Below are 25,758 nucleotides of genomic sequence, written 5' to 3'. Positions count from 1 at the left end.
CGTTTGGTGATGATGGCGGAAGGGAACCACGCGTACCCATACCGAACACGACCGTTAAGCCTTCCAGCGTCGATGGTACTTGGACCGAAGGGTCCCGGGAGAGTAGAACGTCGCCAAGCGGTAACCAGATTTAACATCAGTGAATTGTAACGTTCCCTGATAGCTCAGTTGGTAGAGCACTCGACTGTTAATCGAGTTGTCACAGGTTCGAGTCCTGTTCGGGGAGCCACATCTCCAACTTAACAGTCAAGGAATGATAATTCCTTTTTCATTTGATTCACAATGGAGAGGTGTCCGAGTTGGCCGAAGGAGCACGATTGGAAATCGTGTAGGCGTCACAAGCGTCTCGAGGGTTCGAATCCCTCTCTCTCCGCCATTAATTTTATGCAAGGCCCGTTGGTCAAGGGGTTAAGACACCTCCCTTTCACGGAGGTAACAGGGGTTCGAATCCCCTACGGGTCACCATTATTCCTATACATATGGAGGCTTAGCTCAGCTGGGAGAGCATCTGCCTTACAAGCAGAGGGTCGGCGGTTCGATCCCGTCAGCCTCCACCATATAGTACAACGACGCGGGGTGGAGCAGCCCGGTAGCTCGTCGGGCTCATAACCCGAAGGCCGCAGGTTCAAATCCTGCCCCCGCAACCAATTTTCTTTTAGTGTGGAGCCGTGGTGTAGAGGCCTAACATGCCTGCCTGTCACGCAGGAGACCGCGGGTTCGAATCCCGTCGGCTCCGCCATTTTGCTTCAAGGTGTATCTGATTTAGAGTGAATCGAAGAGTGTGACATCGGCAGCTTTACTTATCATGCCGCCGTAGCTCAATCGGTAGAGCAACTGAATCGTAATCAGTAGGTTGGGGGTTCAAGTCCTCTCGACGGCACCAGGTTTTGATATTTTCATATGGCGGTCGTGGCGAAGGGGTTAACGCACTGGTCTGTGGCTCCAGCATTCGTGGGTTCAAGTCCCATCGATCGCCCCATCTTTTTTATTGGGGATTAGCCAAGCGGTAAGGCAACGGACTTTGACTCCGTCATGCCTAGGTTCGAATCCTAGATCCCCAGCCATGTAAGAGCCATTAGCTCAGTTGGTAGAGCACCTGACTTTTAATCAGGGTGTCGTAGGTTCGAGTCCTACATGGCTCACCATGTTTTTCTTAAAGCGCGCGTATGGCGGAATTGGCAGACGCACTAGACTTAGGATCTAGCGGGCGACCGTGGGGGTTCAAGTCCCTCTACGCGCATGTTTTATGCGGAAGTGGCTCAGCGGTAGAGCATCGCCTTGCCAAGGCGAGGGTCGCGGGTTCGATTCCCGTCTTCCGCTCCATTATCTATAAAAAAGTTCTTGCTTTTATAGGTATTTTTTTGTATAATAGTTCTTGTTCTTTCTGAAATGTGCGGAAGTGGCTCAGCGGTAGAGCATCGCCTTGCCAAGGCGAGGGTCGCGGGTTCGATTCCCGTCTTCCGCTCCAGAAAGCCGGTATGGCGGAATTGGCAGACGCGCGCGACTCAAAATCGTGAGGGAAACCGTGGGGGTTCAAGTCCCTCTACCGGCACCATATCTTCGGGACGTAGCTCAGCTTGGTAGAGCACCTGGTTTGGGACCAGGGGGTCGCATGTTCAAATCGTGTCGTCCCGACCATGTTATTTTATAGTAGTGAGCGGGTGTAGTTCAATGGTAGAACTCCAGCCTTCCAAGCTGGTAGCGTGGGTTCGATTCCCATCACCCGCTCCATATTTATGTCTCAGTAGCTCAGCTGGATAGAGCACTCGCCTTCTAAGCGAGTTGTCGGGGGTTCGAGTCCCTCCTGGGACGCTTTTACGTAGAACAGATCACCACCTTCGTATGAGGGTGGTTTTTTTGTTGTCCCGTTTGTGTAATAGCCATCGTGCCGCAATAAGCAGGCTAGTACTAAGCCCTCGGAGATAAAATCCATAGGAGGGCTTTAATAGAATGAGGATGGTAGTTAAAGCGACTTCCCGCGCTTCCATTCGAGCTGGGTTCGAATATCTCGTATTTCTAAAATGACAGAGTCGTACTTCTCGCTAAACTTGGTTAAAACCTCATAATGATACCTTGATTGTTCCTCCAATTCTGCTCGGAGCTTATCCATTTCCTTGCGGTGAAGCTCTTCGCGATGCGTATAAGTACGCAATGTCCAATAGAACAAAGCTACAAACAGGACGGCGAAAGGACCATAAAAAGCAAAATAATCCATTGTTGTTGTAGGTAACATAACTATGATCAACTCCTTGTCATTTATGAGATGAAATCACATTCCTCGGCAGCTCAGCGTTTTTCTTCTAGCTACGAAACTGACCCTCAGCCACCTGCTTCAGTAACAACTCCAACACCATCAGCCGCCACAATAGCCGCAACAGTACCTACAGCCGCCTCAAAAGCATCGATAAAAGTCATCAACATCGATAACATTAAACACATCGCGTCACCTCCTCATAATGCACTTCTGACAGACAAAGTCCGACAGGCTACAAAATTAAGGAAAGATGCTGAAACTTAGGCAATATTGTATGAGTGGACGAAGAGCAATCTCCCCAGCCTCGGTATGGAGCCTGTCTGTTTATTGTTCTGCTCTTTCATAACGTATAGGCTTGAGGAGATACGAAAGTAAAGGAGTTATTCTATTCTTTTTTTCGTATGGTACATGAGAGGAAGGATTCGCTCATCAGCCCTCCGGTATCCCGCAAATAATACGTTATAACCGGTCCTGGTGCGGTATCCTTTGCATATTGTAGGGCTCGTGCTGCATTGCGGCTTTTGGCCTGTTCGTCGAGGAATATCATTTCTTTGCGGGAGAGCTTGCGCCGTTTGGGAGCCGCATGGCGGTAGCCGTCGGAGCCGATTTCTTCGGCAATTTTAAGCGAAGTCTCTCTTCGCTGCCTCATATCGTATTGCCATGCACTCAAAAACGGCTGATCGTTATGAGCGATTTTATATGGATTGGGGTCCTTCAGCTCTTCCTGTAATAAATAATCGGCCAAACGCTCCAGTTGGGAGGAGGCGGGCAGCTTACCGGCGGAATGCAGGTAGGTTTCGATGAGTGAGAATATGACCTTTATACGTAAAGTACGGTTAGCGATATTACGCCGGATGATTCCGGTTATTTTATGATCCAGCTCGTCATGCTCATTATGATCCAATAGGCTCACCTTCCTTTTGCCCTTTAGCATCCGTTTCAACGTCGTGCCACTGCTTAAACACAGCGGCTATTTTTCTCGTGGCGGTAGCGACGGCATCTTGAACGGCTTGCTTCGTAATGCCCATTCGCATACCGGCTGTATCCAGCGTGACGTCGTGAATATACACCCAATGAATCGATTCAGCCTGCCTGGTCGTAAGAGAAGCCGATTCCATAGCAATCGTCAAATCCGTTAAAATATCGACACCCGCATAATCCCCGGCGTAATAGGTGCGGGATCGAATATGATGGCCGTCCCGAAGAAGGCGGGCAATCCCTTTGGCATCAAGGCAATAGGCGTTAGGTGTGAAACGGCGTCGTTTGCTGCTTATATCCAGTTTCATTTTTCTCATATAAATTAGCACCTCCAAGTTAAATTAAGAGTTAATAACCATTGAGGTTGTCAGCGGACCAAAGCTCCTTTGTCGGATGGGAGTGGCGGGCACCATAAGGCTGCTGCGGCAAAGAAACAACCCCTTTCACATGGTTTGGCAGACGAAAAGTATTTTCTTAGTTGTCGGTGGGGAGCACAAAATAAGAACAAATGTTCGTATCCGTTCGCGTATAATTCTAATCTCTTCCAGCTATGATTGCAAGAAGGAAATCTTCGAATCTACGTTCAAAAATGACGGAAGAATAGCCGTTTGTCTTTACTCAAACTTTGTCATTCTTTAGTTTTCTTAGGATATCTCCGAATTTGGAAAATTTTTCTGAAGACCTTTAAGAAGATTTATTTGCCTAGCAGCATAATCTTTATCCTTGATAGAGGTGCCTATAATGTTCGTATGTATGTTCGTATTGTCTTGTTAAAAGGGATCAGGTTGGAACGCACCCGAACTAATTGTTAACCATATGTCATATAATTAAGTTGACAATTGAAATAAGATGTTCAAAAATAGTAGAGTCACTGTCCACGCTTGGAAATGAGACAGACCGAATACGAACACCAACGGGAGGGTAATATTATGCTGAAAATACCAACACTAACGAATTGGAATAAGCTGGCGGAAAAAGCGCTTCGAGGTGATGGGCTGACGGAGGAAGAAAGCTTGTCGGTGCTGAAAGCCGGCGATGAAGAGCTTTTGCCTATTTTGCATGCCGCATATAAGGTAAGAAGTTATTATTACGGCAATAAGGTCAAGTTAAACCTAATTGTCAACGCCAAAAGCGGGCTCTGTCCCGAAGACTGCGGCTATTGCTCGCAATCCATCATATCCAATGCGCCGATAGACAAATATCCGCTGCTTGACCAAAAGACGCTCGTAGACGGGGCACGCAGGGCGATGGAGCTGAAGGTGGGTACTTACTGTATAGTGGCCAGCGGAAGAGGGCCAACGGGCAAAGAACTCGATCAGGTTATCGAAGCGGTGAAGGAAATTAAGGCGACGATGCCTATGAAAATTTGCGCATGTCTGGGGATTTTAACAGAGGAGCAGGCAGTACGGCTCAAGGAGGCGGGAGTCGACCGCTACAATCACAATCTGAATACAAGCAAGCAGCATTTCCCGGCTATTACGACGACACATACATATGAAGATAGAGTAGACACAGTGAACCGCGCCAAAGCGTCCGGCATGTCGCCCTGCTCCGGCTGTATTATAGGAATGGGGGAGACGGACGAGGAGATCGTTCAAACGGCCTTTGCGCTTCGCGGGCTGGATGCCGATTCGATTCCGGTTAACTTCCTCAACCCTATTCCGGGCACTCCGCTGGAAAACAGAAGGGAGCTGAATCCGCGCAAATGCTTGAAGGTGCTGGCGTTAATGAGGTTCATCAATCCAGCCAAAGAAATTCGTGTGGCGGGGGGCCGCGAGCTCAATCTTCGATCTTTGCAGCCGTTGGCGTTATATGCGGCCAATTCGGTGTTTGTAGGAGATTATTTGACAACGGCAGGTCAGGAGGCGGCGGAAGATCACCGGATGATCGAGGATTTGGGCTTCGAGATCGAGCTTTGCGCGTTATAGACATGCAGGCTGCGACTCGTTGAAAACCTGACAGAATAGGGACAATTTTCAGTAATTGTTGTGAATTTTTCAGGCCTGCTCTGGCACATTGGGGGTACTTCCCTTATAATATAAGGGTGGACAACCTCAGGTGCTGGGGTTGTGTTGTTATATAAAACACTTAAATGAGGTGTAGAGATGAGTTTGTTTGATTTGACCGGTAAAGTAGCTATCGTTACGGGCGGTGCCGTAGGTCTTGGTGGCGGAATCTCTTTGGGTTTGGCGCAAGCAGGTGCTGATATCGTGGTAGTAACGAGCAATGACCGCAACAGAGAGACACAGGAAAAAATCGAAGCCCTGGGACGTAAAGTCCATACGGTCGTCGCGAATTTGTCTGATGAAAACGAATTGCCGCGCGTAGTTAACGAAGCGTTGTCCGCGTTTGGCAAAATCGATATTTTGGTAAACAATGCTGGGATTATCCGCCGCACTCCGGCTGCAGAGCACGCTGCTCAAGACTGGCATGACGTCATTAACCTGAACTTGAACGCGGTGTTCTTCTTAAGCCAATTGGTGGGCCGCGAAATGATCAAGCAAGGCTCCGGCAAAATTATCAACATCGCGTCGATGCTGAGCTTCCAAGGCGGGATCAACGTTCCTGGATACACGGCTTCCAAGCATGCGATTGCCGGTCTTACCAAAGCTCTGTCCAACGAATGGGCAAGCAAAGGCATTCAAGTTAACGCGATCGCTCCGGGCTACATGGCTACGGACAACACGTCGGCATTGCGCGCGGACCAAGAGCGCAACGCGCAAATTACGGTTCGTATTCCTGCAGGACGTTGGGGCACGCCGGAAGATTTGCAAGGTCCTTCCGTATTCCTCGCTTCTTCAGCTTCCGACTACATGAACGGTCACGTGCTGTGCGTTGACGGCGGATGGATGAACCGATAATGGCGGCTAACGGATCTACTCAAATGTTTCAGCCCGAAATCATTACATTCGGAGAAACGATGGCGTTAATGATGCCAGCCGGTACGAAGGGAATCGAATATTCCTCGCAATTTCAAGGACTGTTCGGCGGAGCGGAGAGCAACGTGGCGATCGGCGTAGCTCGTCTCGGCCATCGTGTAGGCTGGTTCAGCCGCTTGGGGAAAGACCCGTTTGGACGGATGATTCTGAAAAAAATCCGCGGCGAAGGGGTCGACGTATCCCGCGTTGAGCTGACTACAGAGGCTCCTACGGGCCTCATGCTTCGCGAAGTCGTATCGGGTAAGACGTCGGTATACTACTACCGCAAAAACTCCGCAGCAAGCACGCTGAAGCCTGAGCATCTTGATGAAGAATATATTAAGCAGGCTAAATATTTGCATGTTACCGGCATTACGCCGGCGCTCAGCGAGTCCTGCCGTGCGGCAGCCAAGGAAGCCATGCGGCTTGCGCGCAAAAACGGGGTGAAGGTATGCTTCGACCCGAATTTGCGATTGAAGCTGTGGTCCATCGAGGAAGCGCGCGAAGTGCTGCTAGACATGGCGAAGGAAGCGGATTACTTCCTTCCTGGACTGGACGAGCTGAAGCTGCTGTACCAAACGGAGAGCTTCGACGAAATCGTTCAACGCTTGAGCGAGCTTAACGCGGTCAGCATCGTCAAAGGCGGAGACGACGAGACGTATGTCGTCGAGCAGGGCCAAGTAAGCGCAGTGCCGTACTTCAAGGCCGAGCAGGTCGTGGATACGGTGGGCGCAGGAGACGGCTTCTGCGCCGGCTTCATCGTAGGGCTGCTGAAAGGCTACAGCCATACGGAAGCGGTGCGTCTCGGCAATCTGATCGGCTGCATGGTCGTGCAAATGGAAGGCGATTGGGAAGGCATCCCTACCTGGGAACAGGTAGAAGCGGTCCTTAACAACGTAAAACACGTAGAGCGTTAATATAAACAGAGAGCCGACAGCTCTCAGGTGAATCAATAGGAATCTGCCGCCGGCGGAGAAATCGCAAGCCGGTGGTACAATCCCTAGATGCAGATGCGGAAGGAATGGAGACAACCATATGAAAAAGTTGAAGCTGCTGCAGCAAATCAGCAACGAAGGCGTCGTAGCGGTACTCCGCGGCGAGACGCCGGAGGAAGTCGTCGAGATGGCCGAGCAGGCCATCGAGGGAGGCATCAAGGTCATCGAGGTGACGATGACCGTGCCGTTCGCTTTGCAAGCGATCGAGACGCTTGCGAAGAAATATTCCAGCTCGACGCAGGATCCATCCAAATACGCCATTATCGGCGTAGGCACGGTATTGGATCCGGAGACAGCGCGAGCTGCGATCCTTAGCGGGTCCGAGTTCGTCGTAGGACCCGCATTGAACCCGGCTACGGTAACGCTGTGCAACCGGTACCGTGTGCCTGTAATGCCCGGGGTCATGACGATCCAGGAGATCCAGCATGCGCTGGAGCTCGGAGTGGATATCGTCAAGCTGTTCCCGGGCAACCTGTACTCGCCTGCGACGATCAAGGCGATCAAAGGTCCTTTGCCGCAGGCGAACATTATGCCGACCGGCGGCGTATCTTTGAGCAACCTGGCGGAGTGGATCAAGGCGGGCGCGGTTGCGGTAGGCATCGGCTCCGATTTGACGACCGAAGCCGTCAAAGAGCGCAATTACAGCCTGGTAGCGAAAAAAGCCGCGCAATATATCGAAGCTTATCGCGCTGCCAAGCAATAAGCGAAACGTTGAAGAACAAGACACAAAGGTCACTGGTCCCGCAAGGGGCCGGCGGCCTTTTTTTCATGCCTTATGACTACGGTTTTCTTAGCACTAGCAATCAGGCTGCCTATAGCGGGAAGTCACCCATTCAGGCCATTGACCATATACTGCATAGACTACAACCTATGGAGTGAATATGAGAAATGAAAATGACGCTGGAATTAGCTAAATTTTTGCTTCAAACTGCCGAACGCAAGGCCAGGGAGCTTGGTCTTGCCAGTGACATCGCTATCGTGGATGATGGAGGAAACCTGGTCGCTTTCTACCGCATGGACAATGCCCGAATAGCGGGTATCGGTATTTCCCAGGACAAAGCGTGGACGAGTGTCGCCATGAGAATGCCGACGGCTAACCTCGCGCAAAATGCGCAGGCAGGAGGGCCATCCTTCGGTATTAATACGACTAATCATGGCAGAGTCGTTATTTTGGGGGGAGGCATCCCTCTGATGAGAGGCGGCGTGCTGGTTGGAGGAATTGGGGTAAGCGGCGGAACAAGCGCTCAAGATATCGAGGTGGCTGCTGCAGCCGTTCAAGCATTCGAGAGCATGCGCTGGACCGAGCACCAGCAGGGGGCTCCCGTTCGAATTGGTTCCGTTAATTCCCTGTGCTAGCAGACCGCACTTCGGAGGGAGCATTACCTGAAAGAAGGAGTACATTCAACCATATGAAAAAATGCGAAGCTGCTCATCCGGGCAGCTTTTTTTCTTTATTAAAAGGGGAAAAATCACCAAAAAGGATTGGCTAATTTCACATGGTAAACTATACTTTTATTACAAATAAATAGAAGAGCGGAGGGGCGTATATGAACATCATTTTGCTTGGACTACCTGGATCCGGAAAAGGAACGCAGTCCGAGTTCATTTCCAATAAACAGAACATTCCTCATATCTCTACAGGAAGCTTATTCAGAAAAGCAGATCAGGACGGCACGGAGCTAGGTTTAGTGGCCCGACAGTATACTGCCAAAGGGGAGTTGGTGCCCGACGAGATAACCATAGGCATCGCGTTGGAGCGATTGGATCAGGATGATTGCAGCCAGGGCTTTTTGCTGGACGGGTTTCCGCGCAATTTGGCGCAAGCCGAGGCTCTGAATCAATATGCTGCTGCTCGAAATAAAATGATAGACCATGTCATCTATATTGAAACGGATGAAGCTCTTTTGCTGGAACGTTTGATAGGAAGAAGAGTTTGTCCGGCTTGCGGTAAAACATTTCATCTGATGAACCATCCGCCGCAAATAGATGGTCAATGCGACTACTGCAGCGCCAAGCTGATTCAGCGTGCGGATGATTCGGAAGAGACTGTGAAAGAGAGATTGAAGGTGAATCGGAGGCTTACGGACCGGCTTGTTGAATATTATGACAGTAAATCCGTTCTTCGCACGGTTTCAGGCTCCAAGGAGATCCATGAACTGTCGGAAGACATTGCGGAGCTGCTGCAGAGGGACTAGAACGAGCAGGACAGCCATACTTCTTAAGGCGAGGTGAAAGTATGTCGGATTGGAAGCATGCATTAACTATCGTATGCGAGCGTTATGCACAATCGAAATCACGAATCGAATGGATCCTGGTAGGCTCCGTCGGGTCCGTCCTGCAAGGCTGCAATATGACGCCGGGAGACCTGGATATTTATACAAGGCATCGGGAAGGGATAAAGGAGTTCGCGGAGCTGTTGCAGCCCTATGCGCTTGAAACGAAAAGCGTGGAGCCGCACGGAGACCGTTGGCTGTCGTCGGCGGAGGAGCCCACCTTCACCCAAACGTTCGATTCCGGCTTCTCCTGGACAAAGGGACGATGGAACATCGACGGATTCCAGGTCGAAGCAGTACATATTTCCAATTCGGCCGGGATTCCTGATTCGCTCCAGGGCGACGGGATATGGGAAGGCGGGCAATTCATATGGAGCCTTTACAAAAACGTGAATGCAGGACCCTGCACGGTTGCTGTGGTTCCTCTGGAAATCCAGCTGGAATCCAATCTAAGAAGGAAAAGGACGGATCGTATCCACTCGATTATGGAGGCTTTGGGCCAATCAGGCTACAGCCAGGAGCTGATCGAAAAGGCGCTGTCAAAAGATCATTTGCAATGGTTTTACTCGGAGATTGACGGTTTCAAGGAATGATAGCAGCTTAAAATCAAGATGAGACTCCTGTCCCTTCCTGCAACTTCCAGGCGCGCAGCCTCGTCGATAAATAGTGAAATGGTATTGGCCATTCACCGAGGTCAGGAGGGGGTTCAATGAAAAAAACGGCGGCTCTCGTGCTCGCCATGATCTTATTATTCGGGTTGTACGCCTTCTTCGTGCCGTCTGCGTGGGCTTTATCATGTGCTCCGCCAAGAAAGCCGATTGAGGAGCTGGGGTACTCCGACATGGTATTCAAGGGCAGGCTGGTCTCCGAAACTAAAGATAGGCTGACTTTCGCCGTAAGCAAAGTATGGAAAGGCGAGGTCAGCGAAACGACCATGTTATATCAAAATTATTGGACCGAGTTTACCAAGGGTGAGGAGTATATTGTTTTTGCCGTTACGAGTGAAGGCAGGATGCAGCCGAAGCTGTGCGGAAATACGGGATTGGCCGCAGGATTCGACGAGCAGGCACTAGGCGAGAGTATATCTTTGGCTTCCCGAAGGAGCTACTGGCAGCAGGCGCTTATAGCGATAGTGTCCGGTGCATTAGTGGTTGCCTGTGCAGGTATCTACGCGATCAAACGTAGAAGTAGGAAGTAAGTCGGACATCGGTCCGGCTTTTTTGTATGGGGAAGTACGAGCTTAACTAGCAAAAACACCTTCCAGGTTTCCAGGTTCCATCGCGTCGACTTGGACCGAAGCATCCATTTAGGAGCAGGTACTAGATGAAAATAAGCCTTTTCACATAATGCTCGGTGAGTTACTATAAATGTAAATAATAACCAACCTGCCGTAGTGAACTTACCATCTGCATACTAGTCGCTCGTAACCAAAAGAGGAGGGCTCCCCATGCCAAAATATCAAAGACGTAATACCCCCGCTTTTACAGCAGCTTCTTATTTTGCTCTTGCCGCTGGAATCTTGTTGTACTGCATCGGTATTTACAATGCTGAGTGGGAACTGAATGTGAAAGGCTACTACCTGCTGTGCATGTTCCTGATCCTCATCACAAGTATTGTGACCCAAAAGGTAATAAGGGACAACGCGGAGGACCGGGAGCTCAAAAATGAAAATCCGAAGCATCGTTACCGCAACACTCCGGCTTTTACAGGGCTGGCGCTAGCAGGATTGATCATCGGCTTCGGCATGTTTTTCATCGGTCTATTCAACGCGCCGTTCGAGCTAAATGTAAAAGGCTACTACATCGCCGTTATGCTGCTGATCTCCTACAGCTCCATCGGGGTGCAAAAAGTGACCAGGGATAACGCTGAAGACAAGGAGATTATGGAGAACCAGAACCAGAACCTCAACGGTTAAAAAAAGGCGCCTGCCGCGAATCGATTCCGGTTCAACGGCAGGCATTTTTATCGCCAAATAAGATTTGCATCCCCATGACCTCGGAATTTTATAAATTCTATTGTGGTAAAAAAAATCCCACCAGAACCGCAAAGTTCTGATGGGATGTGTTAGTGCTGTAATTTGAAGAATTACTCCGTAGCTACCGATTGATCGGCTTGCAGGTTAACTGGAGCGATACGTACGAAGCTGGTTTCGAGATTAGCAAGCAAGTGCGCCACTTTATCCGCAGCTTCGGTTTGACCGGAAGCCGCCAATTCTTGATGGTAAGCGCCGAGCAGCTCGTTCAAGTCTTTCAGGCTTTGCGGGCCGATTTTCTCGATTTTCACTTTCGCGCCTTTAGCGATACGGCGTTCGATAGCTGCTTCGTCCATACCCATCTCAGGGTTCAGACGCTGGTAGATTACGCCGCCTGTCATACCTGCGCAAATCCATGGACCCGGATCGCCGAGAACTACAGCGCGACCGTTGGTCATGTATTCGAACGCGAAGCCTTTCAGGTTAGCGCGGCTAGCCAGACCGCCGAGGTGATCCTCCAACGGAGAAGTGATCTCTCCGCCGAATACTACGTCTGCGCCGGAGAAACGGATGCAGGCACGAGTATCTGCGTTGCCTTGGATCAGGAACAAGCCTTTTTGCGCGCCGTAGCCGAACGATTTACCAACGGAACCGTTGATAAATTGGCCGTGGGAGCCTTGAGATTTCAGGATCGCTACTTTACCGCCGAATGCCATTTTACCTACACCGTCTTCGGCACCGCCGTGTACGGTGATGTCAACGCCGCGTGCGTTGAATGCACCCAGACCGTTACCCGGTACGGAACCGTCGGTCAATGTAAGCGATACTGGAGGCAGCTCGTCGTAGCTTCCGTCGAAACGGTCTCTTACGCGATGGCTGGCATAACGGCTTCCCAGAATACGGGATTCCGCATCTACTTTGGACCATCTGCGGTTGATCGGAGCGTCGAACGACAAGGAATCCGGGAAGAACTCCTGACCTTCGGCACCTGCAGCGATACGGATATCGGAGGATACCGTAGCGGCTGCTTCCAGCTGAGCTTCGTGAGCGGCAGCGAAGGAAAGCGGAGCCGGACGCAAAATGTCGGACAAGTCGATTTTATCCAGGCAGCTTACCTGCTGCAGCAGGTCGGAACGGCCGACAAGCTCTTGTGCGCTGGAGAAGCCAAGCTGAGCGACGATTTCGCGAATTTCTTGACCCATGCCGCCGTACAGGCGAACAAGGGAATCAACAGCCAAATCGAATACACGAGGTACGAAACGGCGAAGACCTTTTTCTTCGGCTTCTTCCATCGAATCGATTTGCGTTGCGATACCGACGTGGCAAGTATCCAGGTGGCAACCACGGCATGTAGTACAGCCGATAGCCTGCATGGAAATACTTCCGAAGCCGCAGCGGTTAGCGCCGAGCATCATCATTTTGACTACGTCTGCACCGGACTTCAAGCCGCCGTCGGACCAAAGCTCGACTTTATGGCGAAGGCCTGCTTCAATCAGAGCTACGTGAGCCAGCTTGGTACCGATCTCGGTAGGCAAACCAACGTGAGTTAGGGAGTGAATACGCGCAGCACCCGTACCGCCGTCGAAGCCGGACAATGTAATCACATCCGCACCCGCTTTGGCAACACCGACTGCAATCGTACCGATACCCGGAACGACAGGAACTTTAACATTGATCTTCGCTTTGCGTCCGCTTGCTTCTTTCAGCTCGGAGATGATTTGCGCCAAGTCCTCGATAGAGTAAATATCGTGGTTGTTGGATGGCGAGATCAGGTCGGAACCGATCGTTGCGTTACGGGCAGCCGCGATTTTGGCTGTAACCTTGGAGCCTGGCAAGTGACCGCCTTCGCCTGGTTTAGCCCCTTGACCGATCTTGATTTCAAGGAAAGCAACGGCGTTAGCCAGCTCTACGTTAATACCGAAACGTCCGGACGCTACTTGCGCGCCGCGAGTTCTTTTGTAACGGCCGAGCATATCTTTGATCTCTCCGCCTTCACCGTTCATGGTAACCATGTTCAGACGCTCACCGGCTTCCGCATAAGCGCGGAACGCGGTTTCGTTCTGGGAACCGAACGACATGGAGGAGATCAGCATTGGCAAATCGTGACCGCCGATACCGATATCGACTTGGGACGGATCGAGAGGCTTGCGGCCTTCCTTCTGCGCCAATTCGTAGTTGAAGTCGGCAACGTGACGGATCGAAATCGGATTGCGCTTCTCTTCTTCGCGAAGCTTGTCGCGGTAATCGCTGTAAGGAGCGGTTCCTGCGGCAGCCTCGCCCAAAGCTTTCCACATCCGTTGGAAGAAGTGGAAGTTGCGCGCCGCTTTGGCTTTCGGATTGGCAAAGTCCGCATAACGGGCTTCGGCATCCTTTTCCAGCTCGGCAAATCCCGTACCGGCATTGTCACTGCCGAGGTAGTTAACGATATCGAGAACATCGGATACTTCCGGCTTCAAGCCGATCGACGAGAAGAAGCGGGTGTAGCCGCGCAGCTCGTGAGTACCGATAGTGGAAATAACTTTTTCCAAGCCTTTGGACAAGGCTGCATATACTTTGCGTGCTGCAGGAGCGCCGTTTTTGTCGGCAGCCGTAGCAAACAGCAGGTATGGAGATACGATATCGACGCCAAGTCCGCATGCAACGGCAATATCATGCAGGTTGCGGATCGCAGCGGTACGAAGCACGACGGTCGTTTGACGGCGCAGGTTGTCGCCGACGGACAGCTTCTCTGCACGCAGAGCGATGTCGACTTTGGATACCGCCAAATGCGGATCCATGAACAAGCGCTCTTCCTGATTGACTGCGGCATCGTCAAGAATAAGCAATACGGTGCCGTTCTTCACAGCGGCAACGGCATCGGAAGCCAATTGCTCGAGCGCGTCCTTCAAGGAAGTGCCGCGTGCGAACGTAAGCGACAATGTCGTTACGGCATTAGCGCCTTGAGCCGAGAACAAAGCACGCAGCTGCTCAAAGCTAGGTTGACCCAGCTCAGCCAGGGAGTCTATCCCGTTGCTGCCTTCAAGCACAAGCGGAGTCAGCAATTCAACGCGCAAACGTTGATCCGGCTGGCCGTAAACGACAGGACGAGGACCTACGACAACGCGAGTGGAGAAGTGCTCCATTTCACGGTCACGGTCGATCGCAGGGTTCGTTACGACAGCTACGCTTTCTTTGATGAAGTCTGGAATGTTTTGACGTTCCCAGTTAATACATGCATGCGGTCCGTCATGACCGAGGGAGCGAATCGGCTCAGCGCCTGTTTCCGACATCGTTTCGATCATTTGGATGCCTTCGCGGTCCCATCCGAATGCACTGTACAGAGCATCCGTAGCGGTAATGTCTTCTTGAGCTGCCGCTTCCACTGCAGGGAATTCATCCTTCAAGTGCTTGCGCAATCCTTGGAAGTTAACGCGTTTGCTTGCGCGATCATACACCAGGTTCTGAACTCCGGAGTATGGAATTACTTGCACATGCTCGCCAGGAGTCAAGATAACGCCGATTTTCTCGCCTGGGGCGATAGGTTTCGGATCAGCTACCATTTCATCTACGGTAATTACGCCTTGCTCGGAGGAGAAGTACAGCGAAGTTTCGCTTTCTACCATCCAAACCGGACGAAGACCGAGAGCATCGACGCTGAAAATACATTCGTTGCCGTAACGGGATACGATCCCTGCAGGACCTTGAGCGTAATGGCCCCAAATTTGACGATAGTATACATACAAGTCCTGCAATTCTGGACGGAACTGTTTCATTTCATTAATAATAGGAGGGAACACGACTTCCATCGCTTCAAATAAGCTGATGCCGAATCGGTGAATGAAGGTTTCGATTGTGCGGTTCATGTCCTGGGAGTCGCTTCCGCTCTCAACGAGCTGAACGCCGACCATGTCCGCTTCGAGACGCATTTTTTTGACGGTGTTGATTTCGCCGTTGTGGCCTAGCAAAGAGAAAGGCTGCACACGGAAAAAGCTGGACTGAGTGTTAGTGGAGTAACGGTTGTGACCGATAGTAACTTGTGCCGCAAAGAGAGGATCGCGTGTATCGTTGTAGTACTTAGGAAGAATGCTGGCTGCGCCCATCACTTTGTAAGCGGCGGTGACATTGCTCAATGTGGCGACGTGAACGGTGTATCGGCTTTCGATAGCAACATGCAGCTCGAAGAGGTGGTCTGCAACTACAGCTTCCTGTTTGTCGCAGATAGCGGCGATTTGCCAGAAGGTTGGCTCGTCATTGCGTCCGTTCTCTCCCAAGACGCTGCTGTCAACCTGATTCTCTTGTTCCAATATAATAGAAACTTCGAATTGCGCGAACATCTCGCGGATGCCTTTTTGCATATCGGCTACGGAAATGTCCAGCTTGCGAGGAACAAAGATGTGAGCTACGGAGAAACGCGGATCGTAAGCGAGTTTGCCGTCAAGGCCTGCTTCGGAAAGCTTTTTCTCCCAAAGCGCTCTCGGAATGTCGGTCAAAATACCGCAGCCGTCGCCTTCGCCGTTAATAAATCCCGAACGATGTTCCATTTTGACAAGGGCATCAATCGTTTTCTGAATATTATCGCGGGATGGGAATCCGTCCTTCTCCACGATACAAATGATACCGCAGCTATCGTGCTCGGTACCTAACAAATTCTGAAAACGGCCTTCATTACGCATTACTTCATTCATTCTTGTGGTCAGCAGGCTGACCGTCACCTCCCATTAAGAGTATGCGGGTACTAAATCGTCATCGAGCAAGGTTTGTTCATGTTCCGATATGGCAAGGAAGGGGACCCAGTTAACTCTTCCTGTGAAATGAATAATTATTCATTTTCTCTGCATAATCAGAAATCGCTGTCTTTTGGCGTTAGCTCTGCGGACCATTTTTACTAGAATCCTTCCCTAAAAAAACGGCTGCCGCGTTCGTGAATTAGGCGCAAAACAAAACGAATTACATGGTGAAAACCTTATAAATAAGCCGATTTTAATGAAAAATAAAGTATTAATAGAATATCACGAAATTGATGGATGCACAATAGAACATTACGGGGAATCGTTGGATGTAAGCGCTATCTATTTTGCATAACTGGTGAATAAAGGGAAAATGTGAACGAAACGTGTCGTTTGGCTAAAAACGAACAAATCTATATACCTAATGGTTAATAGTTCGTCTTTTGAAAAAGCAAAAAGAGTGAAAAACAGAAGGTAGGAGCAGAAATCCCAAGAAAACAGAGGGCAATTTACGTAGTAAACGGGGAAAAACCTATATCGCCTCGGGGTTTAAGCCCGTTAAACTTAAAACGATAAAAGAATAAAGTTACAAAGCGGAAAGCATTAAGGCTGAAGCCTCCGGCAGGAGAAAAAGACAAGATTTTCCGCTCCGCCGGACGGAGTCGGCCAATTAACAAAAGGACTGCAGCCATTGTATGCTGCAGTCCATCTATTTGCGCCGGAGCCTTCGCGGCCCTCTTATCGGCCCGCCATGACGGCGAAGGCGCGTTCCGCCGCTTCTATCGTAACGGCGATATCGTCTTCGGTATGCGCGGTCGTCATAAACCAAGCCTCGTACTTCGATGGAGCGAGGCAAATGCCCTGCTCGAGCATCAGCCGGAAGAAGCGGGCGAACTGCTCGCCGTCCGTATCCTGCGCTTCGTCGTAATCGGTCACCGGATGATCGCAGAAGTGGGTCGACAGCGCGCCGCGGATGCGGTTGATCGTCAGCGCAATCCCGTGCTTGCGCGCTGCGGCGTCCAGGCCGCCGACCAGGCTGGCGGCCAGCTTGTCGAGCCGGTCGTAGACGCCCGGCTCCTGCAGTGCCTGCAGGCATGCAATGCCTGCCGAGATGGAAGCAGGGTTGCCCGCCATCGTCCCGGCTTGATAAGCCGGGCCCAGGGGCGCTACCTGCTCCATGATTTCCTTACGGCCCCCGTAAGCCCCGATCGGCAGTCCGCCGCCGATAATTTTGCCCAGGGCCGTCAGGTCCGGCTCGATGGCCCCGAGGCTAGGAGCCTCCAGGCCATCGAACGTTTGCGCCGCTCCGTAATGGAAGCGGAACGCGGTAATCACCTCGTCGTAAATGACGAGGGAGCCGTTGGTTCTCGCGGCGGCGCACAGCGCCTCGAGGAAGCCCGGCTTCGGCATGACCATGCCGAAGTTGCCGACGATGGGCTCGACCATCACCGCTGCGACGTCGTCGCCCCAGCGCTCGAGCGCCGCATGCAGCGCCTCGGCGTTGTTGAACGGCACCGTGATGACCTCATTCGCGATGCTCATCGGAATGCCGGCGCTGTCGGGGATACCCAACGTCGACGGGCCGGAGCCCGCGGCGACGAGCACCAGATCCGAGTGGCCGTGGTAGCAGCCGGCGAACTTGATGATTTTGTTGCGGCCCGTATAAGCGCGGGCTACGCGAATCGTCGTCATGACCGCTTCCGTACCGGAATTGACGAAGCGGACTTTATCGAGCGACGGAATGGCCGCCTTGATCATGCGGGCGAACTCGATTTCAAGCTCGGTAGGCGTTCCGTACAGCGTGCCGTTCTCGGCTGCGCGCACGATGGCCGCCGTAACATGAGGATGAGCATGTCCGAGAATGATGGGACCGTATGCCGCCAAATAATCGATGTAGCGGTTGCCGTCCTCGTCCCAGAAGTATGCGCCTTGTCCGCGCTTCATGAATACGGGAGCGCCGCCGCCTACCGCCTTGAACGATCGGGAAGGGCTGTTAACGCCGCCGACGATATGCTGCAGCGCTTCCTTATATAAGGATTCCGAACGCGGCTTCGCGTTCGATGGAATGATGGGGGTGGTCATGAAAAAGCTCCTTTATAGTTAACATAGTGAAATAAACGGATGAACATGTATTATTAATGAAGCAGTAACCCTTTGACGACAATGACTGCATTGCCTTGTATCAACACGCGTTCATTGCTGACACGCAGTCGGAGCAAGCCGGTTCTCGCGGAAAGCTGCTTTGCGGTGAACTGGCTTTTGCCAAGCCGTTCTTTCCAATAGGGAGCCAGCGCACAGTGGGCCGAGCCCGTTACCGGATCCTCGTCGATTCCAAGAGCGGGGAAGAAGCAGCGCGATACAAAATCGAGCTCCGGATCGTCGGCACGGCTCGTTACAAGCAAGCCGCGCATCGGCAGTTCCTTCAACAGCCGGAAATCGATCTTCAATTCCCGAACCGCTTGTTCATTCTCCACCTCGATCAGGTAGTCCATCCGGTTGCTGTAGACGGCCGACGGCTTGAAGCCGATCGCTTGCTCCAGCAGGGGAGAAGACTCACAGGGGACGACCTCCTCCATCGGGAAGTTCAGCTCAATGCCGTCATCCAGACGTTTGGCGGTTAACAGACCGCTCTTCGTATGAAAGCGAAGCTGCTCGATTCTGTACGCCGTTCCGCTTTCCCACAATACTTGGGCGCTGGCCAATGTGGCATGTCCGCACAAATCGACTTCAGCTTCCGGTGTGAACCAGCGGAGCCGATAATTGCCGACGCTGTCCATCGGACATAAAAAAGCCGTCTCCGACAAATTCATTTCGGCGGCGATCTTCAACAGCCAGGCATCGTCCTGAGGAAATTCCTGCAAAATGCAAACGGCCGCGGGATTTCCGGAGAAAGGTGTAGAGGTGAACGCATCGACTGTATAAATGGGAATCATTCCGAACATCTCCTTTGCATAATCGTGTGTATGCTGCTGTATGCTTCAAGCTTGAGAGTTCCAATCTGCCTGCCGACATTTCAACCTATCCTTACATTATAGGTAACTTTCCGTTTTCTGAAAACCTGACGGCCGACCGCGTAATCGGAACGATAAAAAAGGAACCGGAAGCGGATGCCCCTCTGGTTCCTGTCAATCCGGTTATACCGTCTATTTACGGCTCATTTGCTTAATTATGCATGGATCCGGTCTTTGGCGTACTGGATAAAACGGCTGAGCCGTTCGTTGTTTTGCTGTTGTTCGTGCCGCCCTTGCCATTATCTTTGGTTGCCGGTACTTGGTTAGGGCTCAATGACGGATCGCGGTCTTCGAACAAAGCTTTGATATAAGACTGCAGCTTATCGCGGTTCACCGACAAGACATCGGCGCCGCCGACGCGTTTCTCGATTAACAGCTCGGAAGGAGGAATTTGTTCGCTCACCATACCCGAAGCCTTGGCTTCATAACCGAGAGAGCCAAGCTTAAGCATATCGGTCGTCGTCAAATTCGTCTCGATATACGGATCGACGCTGTTCAGTATTCTCGGCAGCTTGATCAGGGACGAAGTAGACTGCATTTTTTCCGCTACCGCCTGAATGAACTTGCGCTGCCGCTCGGTCCGGGCGAAATCGCTCAGGGCGTCATGGCGGAAGCGAACGTATTGCAGCGCGGTTTTCCCGTTAAGATGCTGCATCCCTTTTTTCAAATTAATGTCGTATTCGTGGCCGTCCTCGGAATCGGAATATTTCATATCCTTTTCCACCTCGATGTCGATGCCGTCAATGGCGTCCACCAGGGCGATGAAGCCTTTAAAGTCGGTATACACATAATATTGGATAGGAATACCCAGCAAATCGCCGACCGTTCTCATAGCCAGATTTGGGCCGCCCAGCGCCAGAGCCGAGTTGATCCGGTCATCGCCATACCCCGGAATTTTCACATACGTATCGCGCAGAATGGAGAACAAGTACGCTTTTTTCGTTATGGGATCGATGGAGGCGACCATTAACGTATCGGATCGCGGGATTTCATTTTTCTTCAAGCCTCTGGAATCGCCTCCGAGCAGAAGCACGTTGACGCGCTGCTTGCCTTCCCATTTGGGCGGAGTGTACGTTTCGGATACTTTCGTCGTATTCTGGGCCGTGATCCCGCTGAACAGCTTGGTGTTGTCCGGCTTGGCCTGAATGTTGTTGGCAAAATGTAAAAAGGCATATGTATAATAGCCGACTGCTACCAAAAGCAGAAACAATGCCGTCAGGAAGATCCACTTTATTTTTCTGACCATAAGAACAAATCCTTTCCTTAGTTTGTCAGTCGCTTTCCCTTTGCAATCGGTTCGTGTATCATAACGTACATAGGGTTTGAAAATGCTGAAGGAACATGCATGGTGTATATAGGAAAGAGTAGTTCTAGTTTCGAATGCCCCGGATGTTCTTCGTTCATATAGATGCGGTAAGCTTCACAGCAGCCTTGTGCGAAGTGAAGACCTTTTCGTGTTGCCTTTTCACGGGATGTATCGAAAAAGAGTTGATTCCATTATAAATTGTTCCGTTTCTTGATAGCAAGTTTCGCTAAATTCGGACAAACGGACACGCTCGTATCGTGTCGAACGGTGCATGTCCGTTTGATCATCTATTAACCAGTTCGGGAGGAAATTATGCAGGCGATAGAAGTTCATAATCTGCGAAAAGAATTTCGGGTGCAGAAAAACCGCGAAGGTCTGAAAGGGGCCGTTCGCGATCTATTTAAACGAGAGTATAACCAGGTGAGGGCCGTCAAAGACATCAGCTTTCAAATTCCCCAAGGGGAAATTTGCGGCTACATAGGCGAGAACGGCGCGGGCAAATCAACGACGATCAAAATGCTGACGGGTATTCTGGTACCGACATCCGGAGACATTCGGGTGAACGGCTACATTCCTTATTTGGAACGGGAAAAATTCGTCCGCGAAATCGGCGTCGTCTTCGGGCAGCGCAGCCAGCTGTGGTGGGATATCGGCGTGATCGAATCGTTCCAGCTGCTGAAAAAAGTATACCGGGTTTCCGAAGCCGATTTTAAGCAGCGTCTCGACGAGCTGGTGGAGAGACTTAAGCTGCAGGAGCTGCTGACCCGTCCGGTGCGCAAGCTGAGCTTGGGCCAAAGAATGCGCTGTGAGCTCGCTGCGTCGCTCTTGCACAATCCGAAGATTCTGTTTCTGGACGAGCCTACGATCGGTCTCGACATTGTCGTCAAGACGGAAATCCGCGAGTTTCTGAAGCAGATGAACCAGCGTTATGAAACGACCATTTTGCTCACGACCCACGATCTTCAGGATATCGAAGCGCTGTGCTCTCGGGTCATCATGCTTGATGACGGACGCATTATATACGATGGAGGTTTGGATGAGCTCAAGGCTACGTGGGGTAAAGGCAAGGAAGTGGTGCTGCAATTTACCGAAGCGGTGTCGCTTGAGCGTTTGCGCCAGTTGACCTCAGGGCTTCAGGTGGATTGGTCGCTCGACAACGAGCTGACCGCCCGGGTCTTCATCCCTCAGGAGAAGGCTAACGTCTCCGAAGTTCTGAGCCGCGTCGTCGGCGTCCTCGGCATCGAAGATATTAAAATCGTCGAAACGAACACCGATGATATCGTGCGCGAGATCTATAAATCGGGCTCGGCCGAAGCCAAGGCAGCCGCTCACGAGAAGCTGGCGGGCGAACAGGAAGTGACCGTCCATGCTTAACGCTTATGTCGACATGATCCGCATCCGGTTCTTGATGATGCTGGCTTACCGCGTGAACTACTATAGCGGCATTATCATTTATGCCCTTAATATCGGGGCGTACTATTTTCTGTGGAAGGCGATTTATGGCACCAGCGAGACGCTGGGCGGCATGACCGTAGCCCAGATGACTACCTATGTGGCTGTATCCTGGATGGCGCGGGCGTTCTACTTCAACAATCTTGACCGTGAAATCGCCAATGAAATCAAGGACGGCAGCGTGGCGATCCAGTTCATCCGCCCTTATAACTACATCATCGTCAAAATGATGCAAGGGCTCGGCGAAGGGCTGTTCCGGCTGTTTTTGTTCTCGACTCCGGGCATGGTGATCGTATCGTTCCTGTTTCCGGTGAAGCTGCCTACGGACCCGGCCGTATGGGGAATTTTCCTCATCATGCTGTTCTTCAGCTTCCTTATTAATACGCAGATTAATATTATTACCGGCTTGTTCGCCTTTTTCCTGGAAAATAACGAAGGCATGATGCGCATGAAGCGGGTCGCCGTCGATCTGTTCTCCGGGCTGGTCGTCCCGATGTCCTTTTTCCCGGGCTGGGCCGAAGGGCTGCTCAAGCTGCTTCCGTTTCAGGCTATCACGTATTTGCCGGGTTCCGTTTTCACAGGGAAGGTTACCGGAAACGCCATTTATCAGGTGCTAGGGATACAGGCCGTCTGGTTCGTGCTGCTCATCGTTCCTTTATTCGTATTATGGCGCAGCGCGCGGACGCGGCTGTTTGTGCAAGGAGGTTAAGAACGGATGTTTTATGCGGGCCTGATTATCGATTATTTGAAAAATTACATGAAAACCCGGATGGAATACCGTTCCGATTTCTGGATTGAAGTGCTGTCCGACCTGCTGTTCAACGGGCTGAACTTGTTTTTCATCCTCGTCGTGTTTAACCATACGAAGGCGATCGGCGATTGGAACGAGCAGCAAATTTTGTTCATCTACGGTTACTTTATGGTGCCATACGGTATTTTTATTACCTTTTTTAACTTGTGGAGCTTCAGCGAACGCTACATTGTTAAAGGAGAGATGGACCGGATTTTGACGCGTCCCGCCTATAATCTGGTGCAGCTGATGCTGGAAAATATGGACCCCTCGTCGCTGTTCAGCGCCTTGACTGGCTTTCTCATCATGGTGTACTCCTGGTCCCATCTGGGACTGGACCTGACCTGGTACGATCCGTTCGTGTTCGTGCTTCTGGTAGCCGGCTCAATCATGATCTACGGAGGCGTGTATATTTTCTTTACATCGCTGTCGTTTTTCTCCGATTCCCCGACGGGCATCCTGCCGCTGTTGTGGAATTTGCAAAATTACGGCCGTTATCCGGTGACGATTTATAACAAGCTGATCAGCCTGTTATTGACGTGGGTGCTGCCGTTCGGCTTCGTCGGCTTTTATCCGGCGGCATACTTCCTCGACCGTGAAAATTGGGGGATGTTCGCGCTGCTGACGCCGGTAGTCGGCGCGGTGTTCCTGACAATAGCGCTGCTCATCTGGAATTTCGGCGTCAAACGGTACCGCGGCGCCGGATCGTAACGGTGTATTCGCGGTTCAGGATTTCTTTCGGCTGTGCATGTGACCCAAAATAAAGTCGGCTCCGAGGCTTGATTAGCCTGGAGCCGGCTTTTTTTTCAGAGAGGACAGGGGAGCGCGGTCTGTGGGGGCTCTGAGGTGCGGGGTATCCATTCGATTACCCGTTGCGCAGCCGGTCAAGCTCCTCCTCGATACGGCCGGTATCGATGCGTTCGTACAACGCCTCCGACGAATGAAGCGGGGCGAGAGGAGGAACCTCCGTATAACCCCAGCCCGGCTCGTCAATTCCCAGAGAGGCGCGGATCGTCTCGCACGAAAACGGCAAAAACGGCGAGAGCAGGTTGGACAGATTGGCGATTATCTGTACACACGTATACAGCGTATCCCCGCAGTCGGCGGGGCTTTCCTTGAATTGCATCCACGGCTTGCGCTCGTCGAAATATTTGTTGGCGCTGCGGATGAATGCGAAGACCGCTTCCAGCGCTTCTTTGCATCGGCCGGCTTCCAGCAGCTCCGCCGCTGTTGCATATAGCGACTCCAAGCGTAGTTTCACCTCGGGATCCATGATCCCTGAAGGGATCCGGCTATCAAAGGACTTGCCTATAAACTTCAAGGTCCGATTGACGAAGTTGCCGAAAGCGCCGAGCAGCTCCCCGTTATGGCTGTGAATGAACTCGCGCCACGAAAAGTCCGTATCCCGATGTTCCGGCCCGTTGGCGGTCAGGAAATACCGGATCGAATCCGGATGGTACCGATCCAGCAGGTAAGGCAGCCATACCGCCCAGTTGCTGCTCGTGGAGAACTTCCGGCCCTCCAGCGTCAAATATTCGCTGGACCATATGGCATCGGGCAGGCGAAGCTGTCCTGCGCCGGCGCCGAGCAATATTGCGGGCCATATCAGCGTATGGAACGGGATGTTGTCTTTGCCGTGCACATAGTACGCCGCGGCCTCTTCGGACCAGAACGGCTTCCAGTCGGTGCCGTTCAATTCGGCCCAATGCATGCTGGCGGATAAATAGCCGCTTACGGCTTCGATCCAGACGTAAATCTTTTTCCCCTCGAAGCCTTCGAGGGGCACATCGACGCCCCATGGCAGGTCGCGGGTAGCGGCGCGGTCGTGCAGCCCCTCGTCGAGATATCTCCGCGTTAGCCGCACTGCATTGTCCCGCCAGCCGACGGCCTGGGAAGCATACTCCTCCAGCCGGCTCTGGAGCTTCGACAGAGCGAGGAAATAATGATCCGTCTCGCGCCGTGTCGGTGAGCTGCCGCACAGCTTGCAGGCCGGCTCCAGCAAGTCCGACGGATCGAGCAGCGCGGAGCAGGCGTCGCATTGATCGCCGCGGGCGACGCTCCGGCAATGCGGACAGCGGCCCTCCACGTAACGGTCCGGCAAAAATCGATCGCAGACGGCACAGAACGTCTGCTCTACGGCTTTTTTGTACAGGAAGCCATGGTCCAGCAGCTTCAAGAACAGCTCCTGTACGACCCGATGATGGAACGGATCGTCCGTGCGCGTATACAAATCGTACGAGAAGCCGAGTCTCCGGAAGCACTCGGCGAACTCCTCGTGATACCGGCTCGCGATAGCTTGCGGCACGACGCCTTCCTGGGCGGCACGGATGGCGATCGGCGTTCCGTGGCAATCGCTCCCGGATACGTACAGCACCTTCTCCCCCTTGAGCCGGAAATACCGGGCGGCAATATCTCCCGGCAGCAAGCTCGCTACGCGTCCCAAGTGAAGCGAGCCGTTCGCGTACGGCCAAGCTCCTCCAATGAATATGTTCATCTTTAACAGCCTCCTTTTTTATTAAATACAGGTTTAAAAAGTCCGTTTTCAGAACCGAGAAGGTTGGACTTCCCGGCTTCGTTCAAGATTCGATGTCGAATGACTACCCGCTATTTCTTCGTTATCAAAGCGGACTTTTTAAACAACCTCTAAAAACAAAAAACTCCCGTCCCCGAAAGGACGAGAGTATGACTCACGTGTTACCACCTCAATTTATCCGCATTTCGCAATACGGACCTCTTCAGGTACGGCACCGCAGGCGGTGGTATACCCTAGCACGGTAACGGGTGCGCCCGATGCAGCCTACTTCCCGGCGAACACGCAGACCGGGGTTCGATGCACAGCTCAGAGACCATATTCATCGGACGTTTTCTTTGCTCCTTTTCAGCTGCCGGAGCTCTCTGTTCAAAGAATTCGTTCCAACTACTCTTTCTCATCAAAGCTTTTTCCATTTATTCCTTAGTAACCCATTATATCCAGATTGGAACGAAAAGCAATAGGGAAGAACCCAGCTTGCGAGAGTAAATTTTCAGCGAATTTTCAGCTAATATTTAGCAAATACTCATTTTAGCGTAAAAGTTCGTTCACAATTGCCTTGTATACTGGAAA

Annotated in this window: 20 protein-coding genes, 17 tRNA genes, 1 rRNA gene and 1 other annotated feature; of the genes, 30 read left to right on the top strand and 8 right to left on the bottom strand. The window is 51.8% G+C overall.

From position 1 onward, the window contains the following. Nucleotides 1–2 precede the first annotated feature (2 nt). The 18 genes from rrf to ACFQ88_RS36920 all read left to right on the top strand — a co-directional run bounded on the left by rrf (nt 3) and on the right by ACFQ88_RS36920 (nt 1,812). Nucleotides 3–119 (top strand): 5S ribosomal RNA (rrf, locus tag ACFQ88_RS37005). 34 nt (nt 120–153) lie between these two features. After that, nucleotides 154–229: transfer RNA gene (locus ACFQ88_RS37000), tRNA-Asn, on the top strand. Nucleotides 230–284: 55 nt separating this feature from the next. Continuing rightward, nucleotides 285–376: transfer RNA gene (locus tag ACFQ88_RS36995), tRNA-Ser, on the top strand. A gap of 14 nt (nt 377–390) precedes the next feature. Then, nucleotides 391–465 (top strand) — tRNA-Glu (locus ACFQ88_RS36990). A gap of 16 nt (nt 466–481) precedes the next feature. Then, nucleotides 482–557 (top strand) — tRNA-Val (locus ACFQ88_RS36985). Nucleotides 558–570: 13 nt separating this feature from the next. Continuing rightward, nucleotides 571–647 (top strand) — tRNA-Met (locus ACFQ88_RS36980). A 15-nt stretch (nt 648–662) separates the two neighbouring features. Continuing rightward, nucleotides 663–739: transfer RNA gene (locus ACFQ88_RS36975), tRNA-Asp, on the top strand. A 68-nt stretch (nt 740–807) separates the two neighbouring features. Beyond that, nucleotides 808–883: transfer RNA gene (locus ACFQ88_RS36970), tRNA-Thr, on the top strand. Nucleotides 884–903: 20 nt separating this feature from the next. After that, nucleotides 904–979, top strand: a tRNA-His gene (locus tag ACFQ88_RS36965). Between the two features lie 10 nt (nt 980–989). Further along, nucleotides 990–1,064, top strand: a tRNA-Gln gene (locus ACFQ88_RS36960). A gap of 5 nt (nt 1,065–1,069) precedes the next feature. Beyond that, a tRNA-Lys gene (locus tag ACFQ88_RS36955) sits at nt 1,070–1,145 on the top strand. A 15-nt stretch (nt 1,146–1,160) separates the two neighbouring features. Continuing rightward, nucleotides 1,161–1,240: transfer RNA gene (locus ACFQ88_RS36950), tRNA-Leu, on the top strand. A gap of 8 nt (nt 1,241–1,248) precedes the next feature. After that, a tRNA-Gly gene (locus tag ACFQ88_RS36945) sits at nt 1,249–1,323 on the top strand. A gap of 70 nt (nt 1,324–1,393) precedes the next feature. After that, a tRNA-Gly gene (locus ACFQ88_RS36940) sits at nt 1,394–1,468 on the top strand. Between the two features lie 4 nt (nt 1,469–1,472). Further along, nucleotides 1,473–1,555 (top strand) — tRNA-Leu (locus ACFQ88_RS36935). A 6-nt stretch (nt 1,556–1,561) separates the two neighbouring features. Next, nucleotides 1,562–1,638 (top strand) — tRNA-Pro (locus ACFQ88_RS36930). A 19-nt stretch (nt 1,639–1,657) separates the two neighbouring features. Continuing rightward, nucleotides 1,658–1,731: transfer RNA gene (locus tag ACFQ88_RS36925), tRNA-Gly, on the top strand. A 7-nt stretch (nt 1,732–1,738) separates the two neighbouring features. Continuing rightward, a tRNA-Arg gene (locus ACFQ88_RS36920) sits at nt 1,739–1,812 on the top strand. 151 nt (nt 1,813–1,963) lie between these two features. Here the strand turns inward: ACFQ88_RS36920 and ACFQ88_RS36915 are convergent. The 3 genes from ACFQ88_RS36915 to ACFQ88_RS36905 all read right to left on the bottom strand — a co-directional run bounded on the left by ACFQ88_RS36915 (nt 1,964) and on the right by ACFQ88_RS36905 (nt 3,549). Continuing rightward, the gene (locus tag ACFQ88_RS36915) at nt 1,964–2,233 is read right to left on the bottom strand and encodes a BhlA/UviB family holin-like peptide (protein WP_239630110.1); all 270 of its coding nucleotides are present in this window, start codon (nt 2,231–2,233) and stop codon (nt 1,964–1,966) included. A 406-nt stretch (nt 2,234–2,639) separates the two neighbouring features. After that, the gene (locus ACFQ88_RS36910) at nt 2,640–3,158 is read right to left on the bottom strand and encodes a hypothetical protein (RefSeq protein WP_379462675.1); all 519 of its coding nucleotides are present in this window, start codon (nt 3,156–3,158) and stop codon (nt 2,640–2,642) included. Continuing rightward, nucleotides 3,148–3,549 (bottom strand): RNA polymerase subunit sigma, encoded by a 402-nt coding sequence (locus ACFQ88_RS36905; protein ID WP_379462673.1) that lies wholly within the window; start codon nt 3,547–3,549, stop codon nt 3,148–3,150. The genes ACFQ88_RS36910 and ACFQ88_RS36905 overlap by 11 nt, the downstream gene beginning before the upstream one ends. Nucleotides 3,550–4,161: 612 nt before the next feature. On the opposite strand from ACFQ88_RS36905, the gene bioB reads away from it, so the two are divergent. The 9 genes from bioB to ACFQ88_RS36860 all read left to right on the top strand — a co-directional run bounded on the left by bioB (nt 4,162) and on the right by ACFQ88_RS36860 (nt 11,333). Then, complete coding sequence (gene bioB, locus ACFQ88_RS36900; protein ID WP_379462671.1) at nt 4,162–5,160, top strand: biotin synthase BioB; 999 nt, start codon at nt 4,162–4,164, stop codon at nt 5,158–5,160. Nucleotides 5,161–5,337: 177 nt separating this feature from the next. Beyond that, on the top strand, nt 5,338–6,093 hold the full coding sequence (gene kduD, locus ACFQ88_RS36895) for a 2-dehydro-3-deoxy-D-gluconate 5-dehydrogenase KduD (protein ID WP_239630107.1): 756 nt from the start codon (nt 5,338–5,340) through the stop codon (nt 6,091–6,093). After that, a complete protein-coding gene (locus tag ACFQ88_RS36890; RefSeq protein WP_379462669.1) occupies nt 6,093–7,067 on the top strand; it encodes a sugar kinase in 975 nt (324 codons plus the stop codon). Before kduD ends, ACFQ88_RS36890 begins: the two co-directional genes overlap by 1 nt. A gap of 118 nt (nt 7,068–7,185) precedes the next feature. Beyond that, nucleotides 7,186–7,848, top strand: a complete 663-nt coding sequence (locus ACFQ88_RS36885) for a bifunctional 2-keto-4-hydroxyglutarate aldolase/2-keto-3-deoxy-6-phosphogluconate aldolase (protein ID WP_239630105.1) — start codon at nt 7,186–7,188, stop codon at nt 7,846–7,848. 185 nt (nt 7,849–8,033) lie between these two features. Continuing rightward, nucleotides 8,034–8,501 carry a GlcG/HbpS family heme-binding protein gene (locus ACFQ88_RS36880; protein WP_379462666.1) on the top strand — a complete coding sequence of 156 codons (468 nt, stop codon included), beginning with the start codon at nt 8,034–8,036 and terminating at the stop codon, nt 8,499–8,501. A gap of 191 nt (nt 8,502–8,692) precedes the next feature. Further along, nucleotides 8,693–9,340: an adenylate kinase gene (locus ACFQ88_RS36875; RefSeq protein ID WP_379462664.1), complete on the top strand. Its 648-nt coding sequence runs from the start codon at nt 8,693–8,695 to the stop codon at nt 9,338–9,340. 41 nt (nt 9,341–9,381) lie between these two features. Next, nucleotides 9,382–10,011, top strand: coding sequence for a nucleotidyltransferase family protein (locus tag ACFQ88_RS36870; protein ID WP_379462662.1), 630 nt, complete (start codon nt 9,382–9,384; stop codon nt 10,009–10,011). A gap of 116 nt (nt 10,012–10,127) precedes the next feature. Further along, nucleotides 10,128–10,616 (top strand): hypothetical protein, encoded by a 489-nt coding sequence (locus ACFQ88_RS36865; protein WP_379462660.1) that lies wholly within the window; start codon nt 10,128–10,130, stop codon nt 10,614–10,616. Nucleotides 10,617–10,865: 249 nt separating this feature from the next. After that, nucleotides 10,866–11,333, top strand: a complete 468-nt coding sequence (locus ACFQ88_RS36860) for a YiaA/YiaB family inner membrane protein (RefSeq protein WP_379462658.1) — start codon at nt 10,866–10,868, stop codon at nt 11,331–11,333. Nucleotides 11,334–11,503: 170 nt separating this feature from the next. On the opposite strand, the gene ACFQ88_RS36855 is transcribed toward ACFQ88_RS36860, so the two are convergent. The 4 genes from ACFQ88_RS36855 to ACFQ88_RS36840 form a co-directional block, all read right to left on the bottom strand. Then, nucleotides 11,504–16,054 (bottom strand): glutamate synthase-related protein, encoded by a 4,551-nt coding sequence (locus ACFQ88_RS36855; RefSeq protein WP_239630099.1) that lies wholly within the window; start codon nt 16,052–16,054, stop codon nt 11,504–11,506. 780 nt (nt 16,055–16,834) lie between these two features. Beyond that, nucleotides 16,835–18,178 (bottom strand): glutamate-1-semialdehyde 2,1-aminomutase, encoded by a 1,344-nt coding sequence (locus ACFQ88_RS36850; RefSeq protein ID WP_379462656.1) that lies wholly within the window; start codon nt 18,176–18,178, stop codon nt 16,835–16,837. Between the two features lie 53 nt (nt 18,179–18,231). Beyond that, nucleotides 18,232–19,029, bottom strand: a complete 798-nt coding sequence (locus ACFQ88_RS36845; RefSeq protein ID WP_239630097.1) for a PhzF family phenazine biosynthesis protein — start codon at nt 19,027–19,029, stop codon at nt 18,232–18,234. A gap of 229 nt (nt 19,030–19,258) precedes the next feature. Next, complete coding sequence (locus tag ACFQ88_RS36840; protein WP_379462654.1) at nt 19,259–20,353, bottom strand: LCP family protein; 1,095 nt, start codon at nt 20,351–20,353, stop codon at nt 19,259–19,261. A 372-nt stretch (nt 20,354–20,725) separates the two neighbouring features. Between ACFQ88_RS36840 and ACFQ88_RS36835 the strand changes: the two genes are divergently transcribed. From ACFQ88_RS36835 to ACFQ88_RS36825, 3 genes are read left to right on the top strand one after another with little or no spacing between them, the layout of a single operon-like run. Next, on the top strand, nt 20,726–21,787 hold the full coding sequence (locus ACFQ88_RS36835) for an ABC transporter ATP-binding protein (RefSeq protein WP_239630095.1): 1,062 nt from the start codon (nt 20,726–20,728) through the stop codon (nt 21,785–21,787). Then, a complete protein-coding gene (locus ACFQ88_RS36830; protein ID WP_239630094.1) occupies nt 21,780–22,574 on the top strand; it encodes an ABC transporter permease in 795 nt (264 codons plus the stop codon). The genes ACFQ88_RS36835 and ACFQ88_RS36830 overlap by 8 nt, the downstream gene beginning before the upstream one ends. A gap of 6 nt (nt 22,575–22,580) precedes the next feature. Next, nucleotides 22,581–23,366, top strand: a complete 786-nt coding sequence (locus tag ACFQ88_RS36825; RefSeq protein WP_379462651.1) for an ABC transporter permease — start codon at nt 22,581–22,583, stop codon at nt 23,364–23,366. A 154-nt stretch (nt 23,367–23,520) separates the two neighbouring features. Here ACFQ88_RS36825 and metG read toward each other — a convergent pair whose 3' ends face one another. Beyond that, nucleotides 23,521–25,149 (bottom strand): methionine--tRNA ligase, encoded by a 1,629-nt coding sequence (gene metG / locus ACFQ88_RS36820; protein ID WP_379462649.1) that lies wholly within the window; start codon nt 25,147–25,149, stop codon nt 23,521–23,523. A gap of 173 nt (nt 25,150–25,322) precedes the next feature. Beyond that, nucleotides 25,323–25,598: a binding site (T-box leader), on the bottom strand. Nucleotides 25,599–25,758: the final 160 nt, after the last annotated feature.

The organism is Paenibacillus sp. NPDC056579, assembly GCF_042793215.1.
Lineage (GTDB): Bacteria > Bacillota > Bacilli > Paenibacillales > NBRC-103111 > Paenibacillus_S.
The sequence above is the reverse complement of the archived record's forward strand: the minus strand, read 5'-3'. Positions and strand labels throughout refer to the sequence as shown.

Bases quoted from the DNA above. Each gene is read 5' to 3' on its own strand.
- ACFQ88_RS36915 (WP_239630110.1), bottom strand. From the start codon at position 2,233: ATGTTACCTACAACAACAATGGATTATTTTGCTTTTTATGGTCCTTTC.
- ACFQ88_RS36905 (WP_379462673.1), bottom strand. From the start codon at position 3,549: ATGAGAAAAATGAAACTGGATATAAGCAGCAAACGACGCCGTTTCACA.
- bioB (WP_379462671.1), top strand. From the start codon at position 4,162: ATGCTGAAAATACCAACACTAACGAATTGGAATAAGCTGGCGGAAAAA.
- kduD (WP_239630107.1), top strand. From the start codon at position 5,338: ATGAGTTTGTTTGATTTGACCGGTAAAGTAGCTATCGTTACGGGCGGT.
- ACFQ88_RS36890 (WP_379462669.1), top strand. From the start codon at position 6,093: ATGGCGGCTAACGGATCTACTCAAATGTTTCAGCCCGAAATCATTACA.
- ACFQ88_RS36885 (WP_239630105.1), top strand. From the start codon at position 7,186: ATGAAAAAGTTGAAGCTGCTGCAGCAAATCAGCAACGAAGGCGTCGTA.
- ACFQ88_RS36880 (WP_379462666.1), top strand. From the start codon at position 8,034: ATGAAAATGACGCTGGAATTAGCTAAATTTTTGCTTCAAACTGCCGAA.
- ACFQ88_RS36875 (WP_379462664.1), top strand. From the start codon at position 8,693: ATGAACATCATTTTGCTTGGACTACCTGGATCCGGAAAAGGAACGCAG.
- ACFQ88_RS36870 (WP_379462662.1), top strand. From the start codon at position 9,382: ATGTCGGATTGGAAGCATGCATTAACTATCGTATGCGAGCGTTATGCA.
- ACFQ88_RS36865 (WP_379462660.1), top strand. From the start codon at position 10,128: ATGAAAAAAACGGCGGCTCTCGTGCTCGCCATGATCTTATTATTCGGG.
- ACFQ88_RS36860 (WP_379462658.1), top strand. From the start codon at position 10,866: ATGCCAAAATATCAAAGACGTAATACCCCCGCTTTTACAGCAGCTTCT.
- ACFQ88_RS36855 (WP_239630099.1), bottom strand. From the start codon at position 16,054: ATGAATGAAGTAATGCGTAATGAAGGCCGTTTTCAGAATTTGTTAGGT.
- ACFQ88_RS36850 (WP_379462656.1), bottom strand. From the start codon at position 18,178: ATGACCACCCCCATCATTCCATCGAACGCGAAGCCGCGTTCGGAATCC.
- ACFQ88_RS36845 (WP_239630097.1), bottom strand. From the start codon at position 19,029: ATGATTCCCATTTATACAGTCGATGCGTTCACCTCTACACCTTTCTCC.
- ACFQ88_RS36840 (WP_379462654.1), bottom strand. From the start codon at position 20,353: ATGGTCAGAAAAATAAAGTGGATCTTCCTGACGGCATTGTTTCTGCTT.
- ACFQ88_RS36835 (WP_239630095.1), top strand. From the start codon at position 20,726: ATGCAGGCGATAGAAGTTCATAATCTGCGAAAAGAATTTCGGGTGCAG.
- ACFQ88_RS36830 (WP_239630094.1), top strand. From the start codon at position 21,780: ATGCTTAACGCTTATGTCGACATGATCCGCATCCGGTTCTTGATGATG.
- ACFQ88_RS36825 (WP_379462651.1), top strand. From the start codon at position 22,581: ATGTTTTATGCGGGCCTGATTATCGATTATTTGAAAAATTACATGAAA.
- metG (WP_379462649.1), bottom strand. From the start codon at position 25,149: ATGAACATATTCATTGGAGGAGCTTGGCCGTACGCGAACGGCTCGCTT.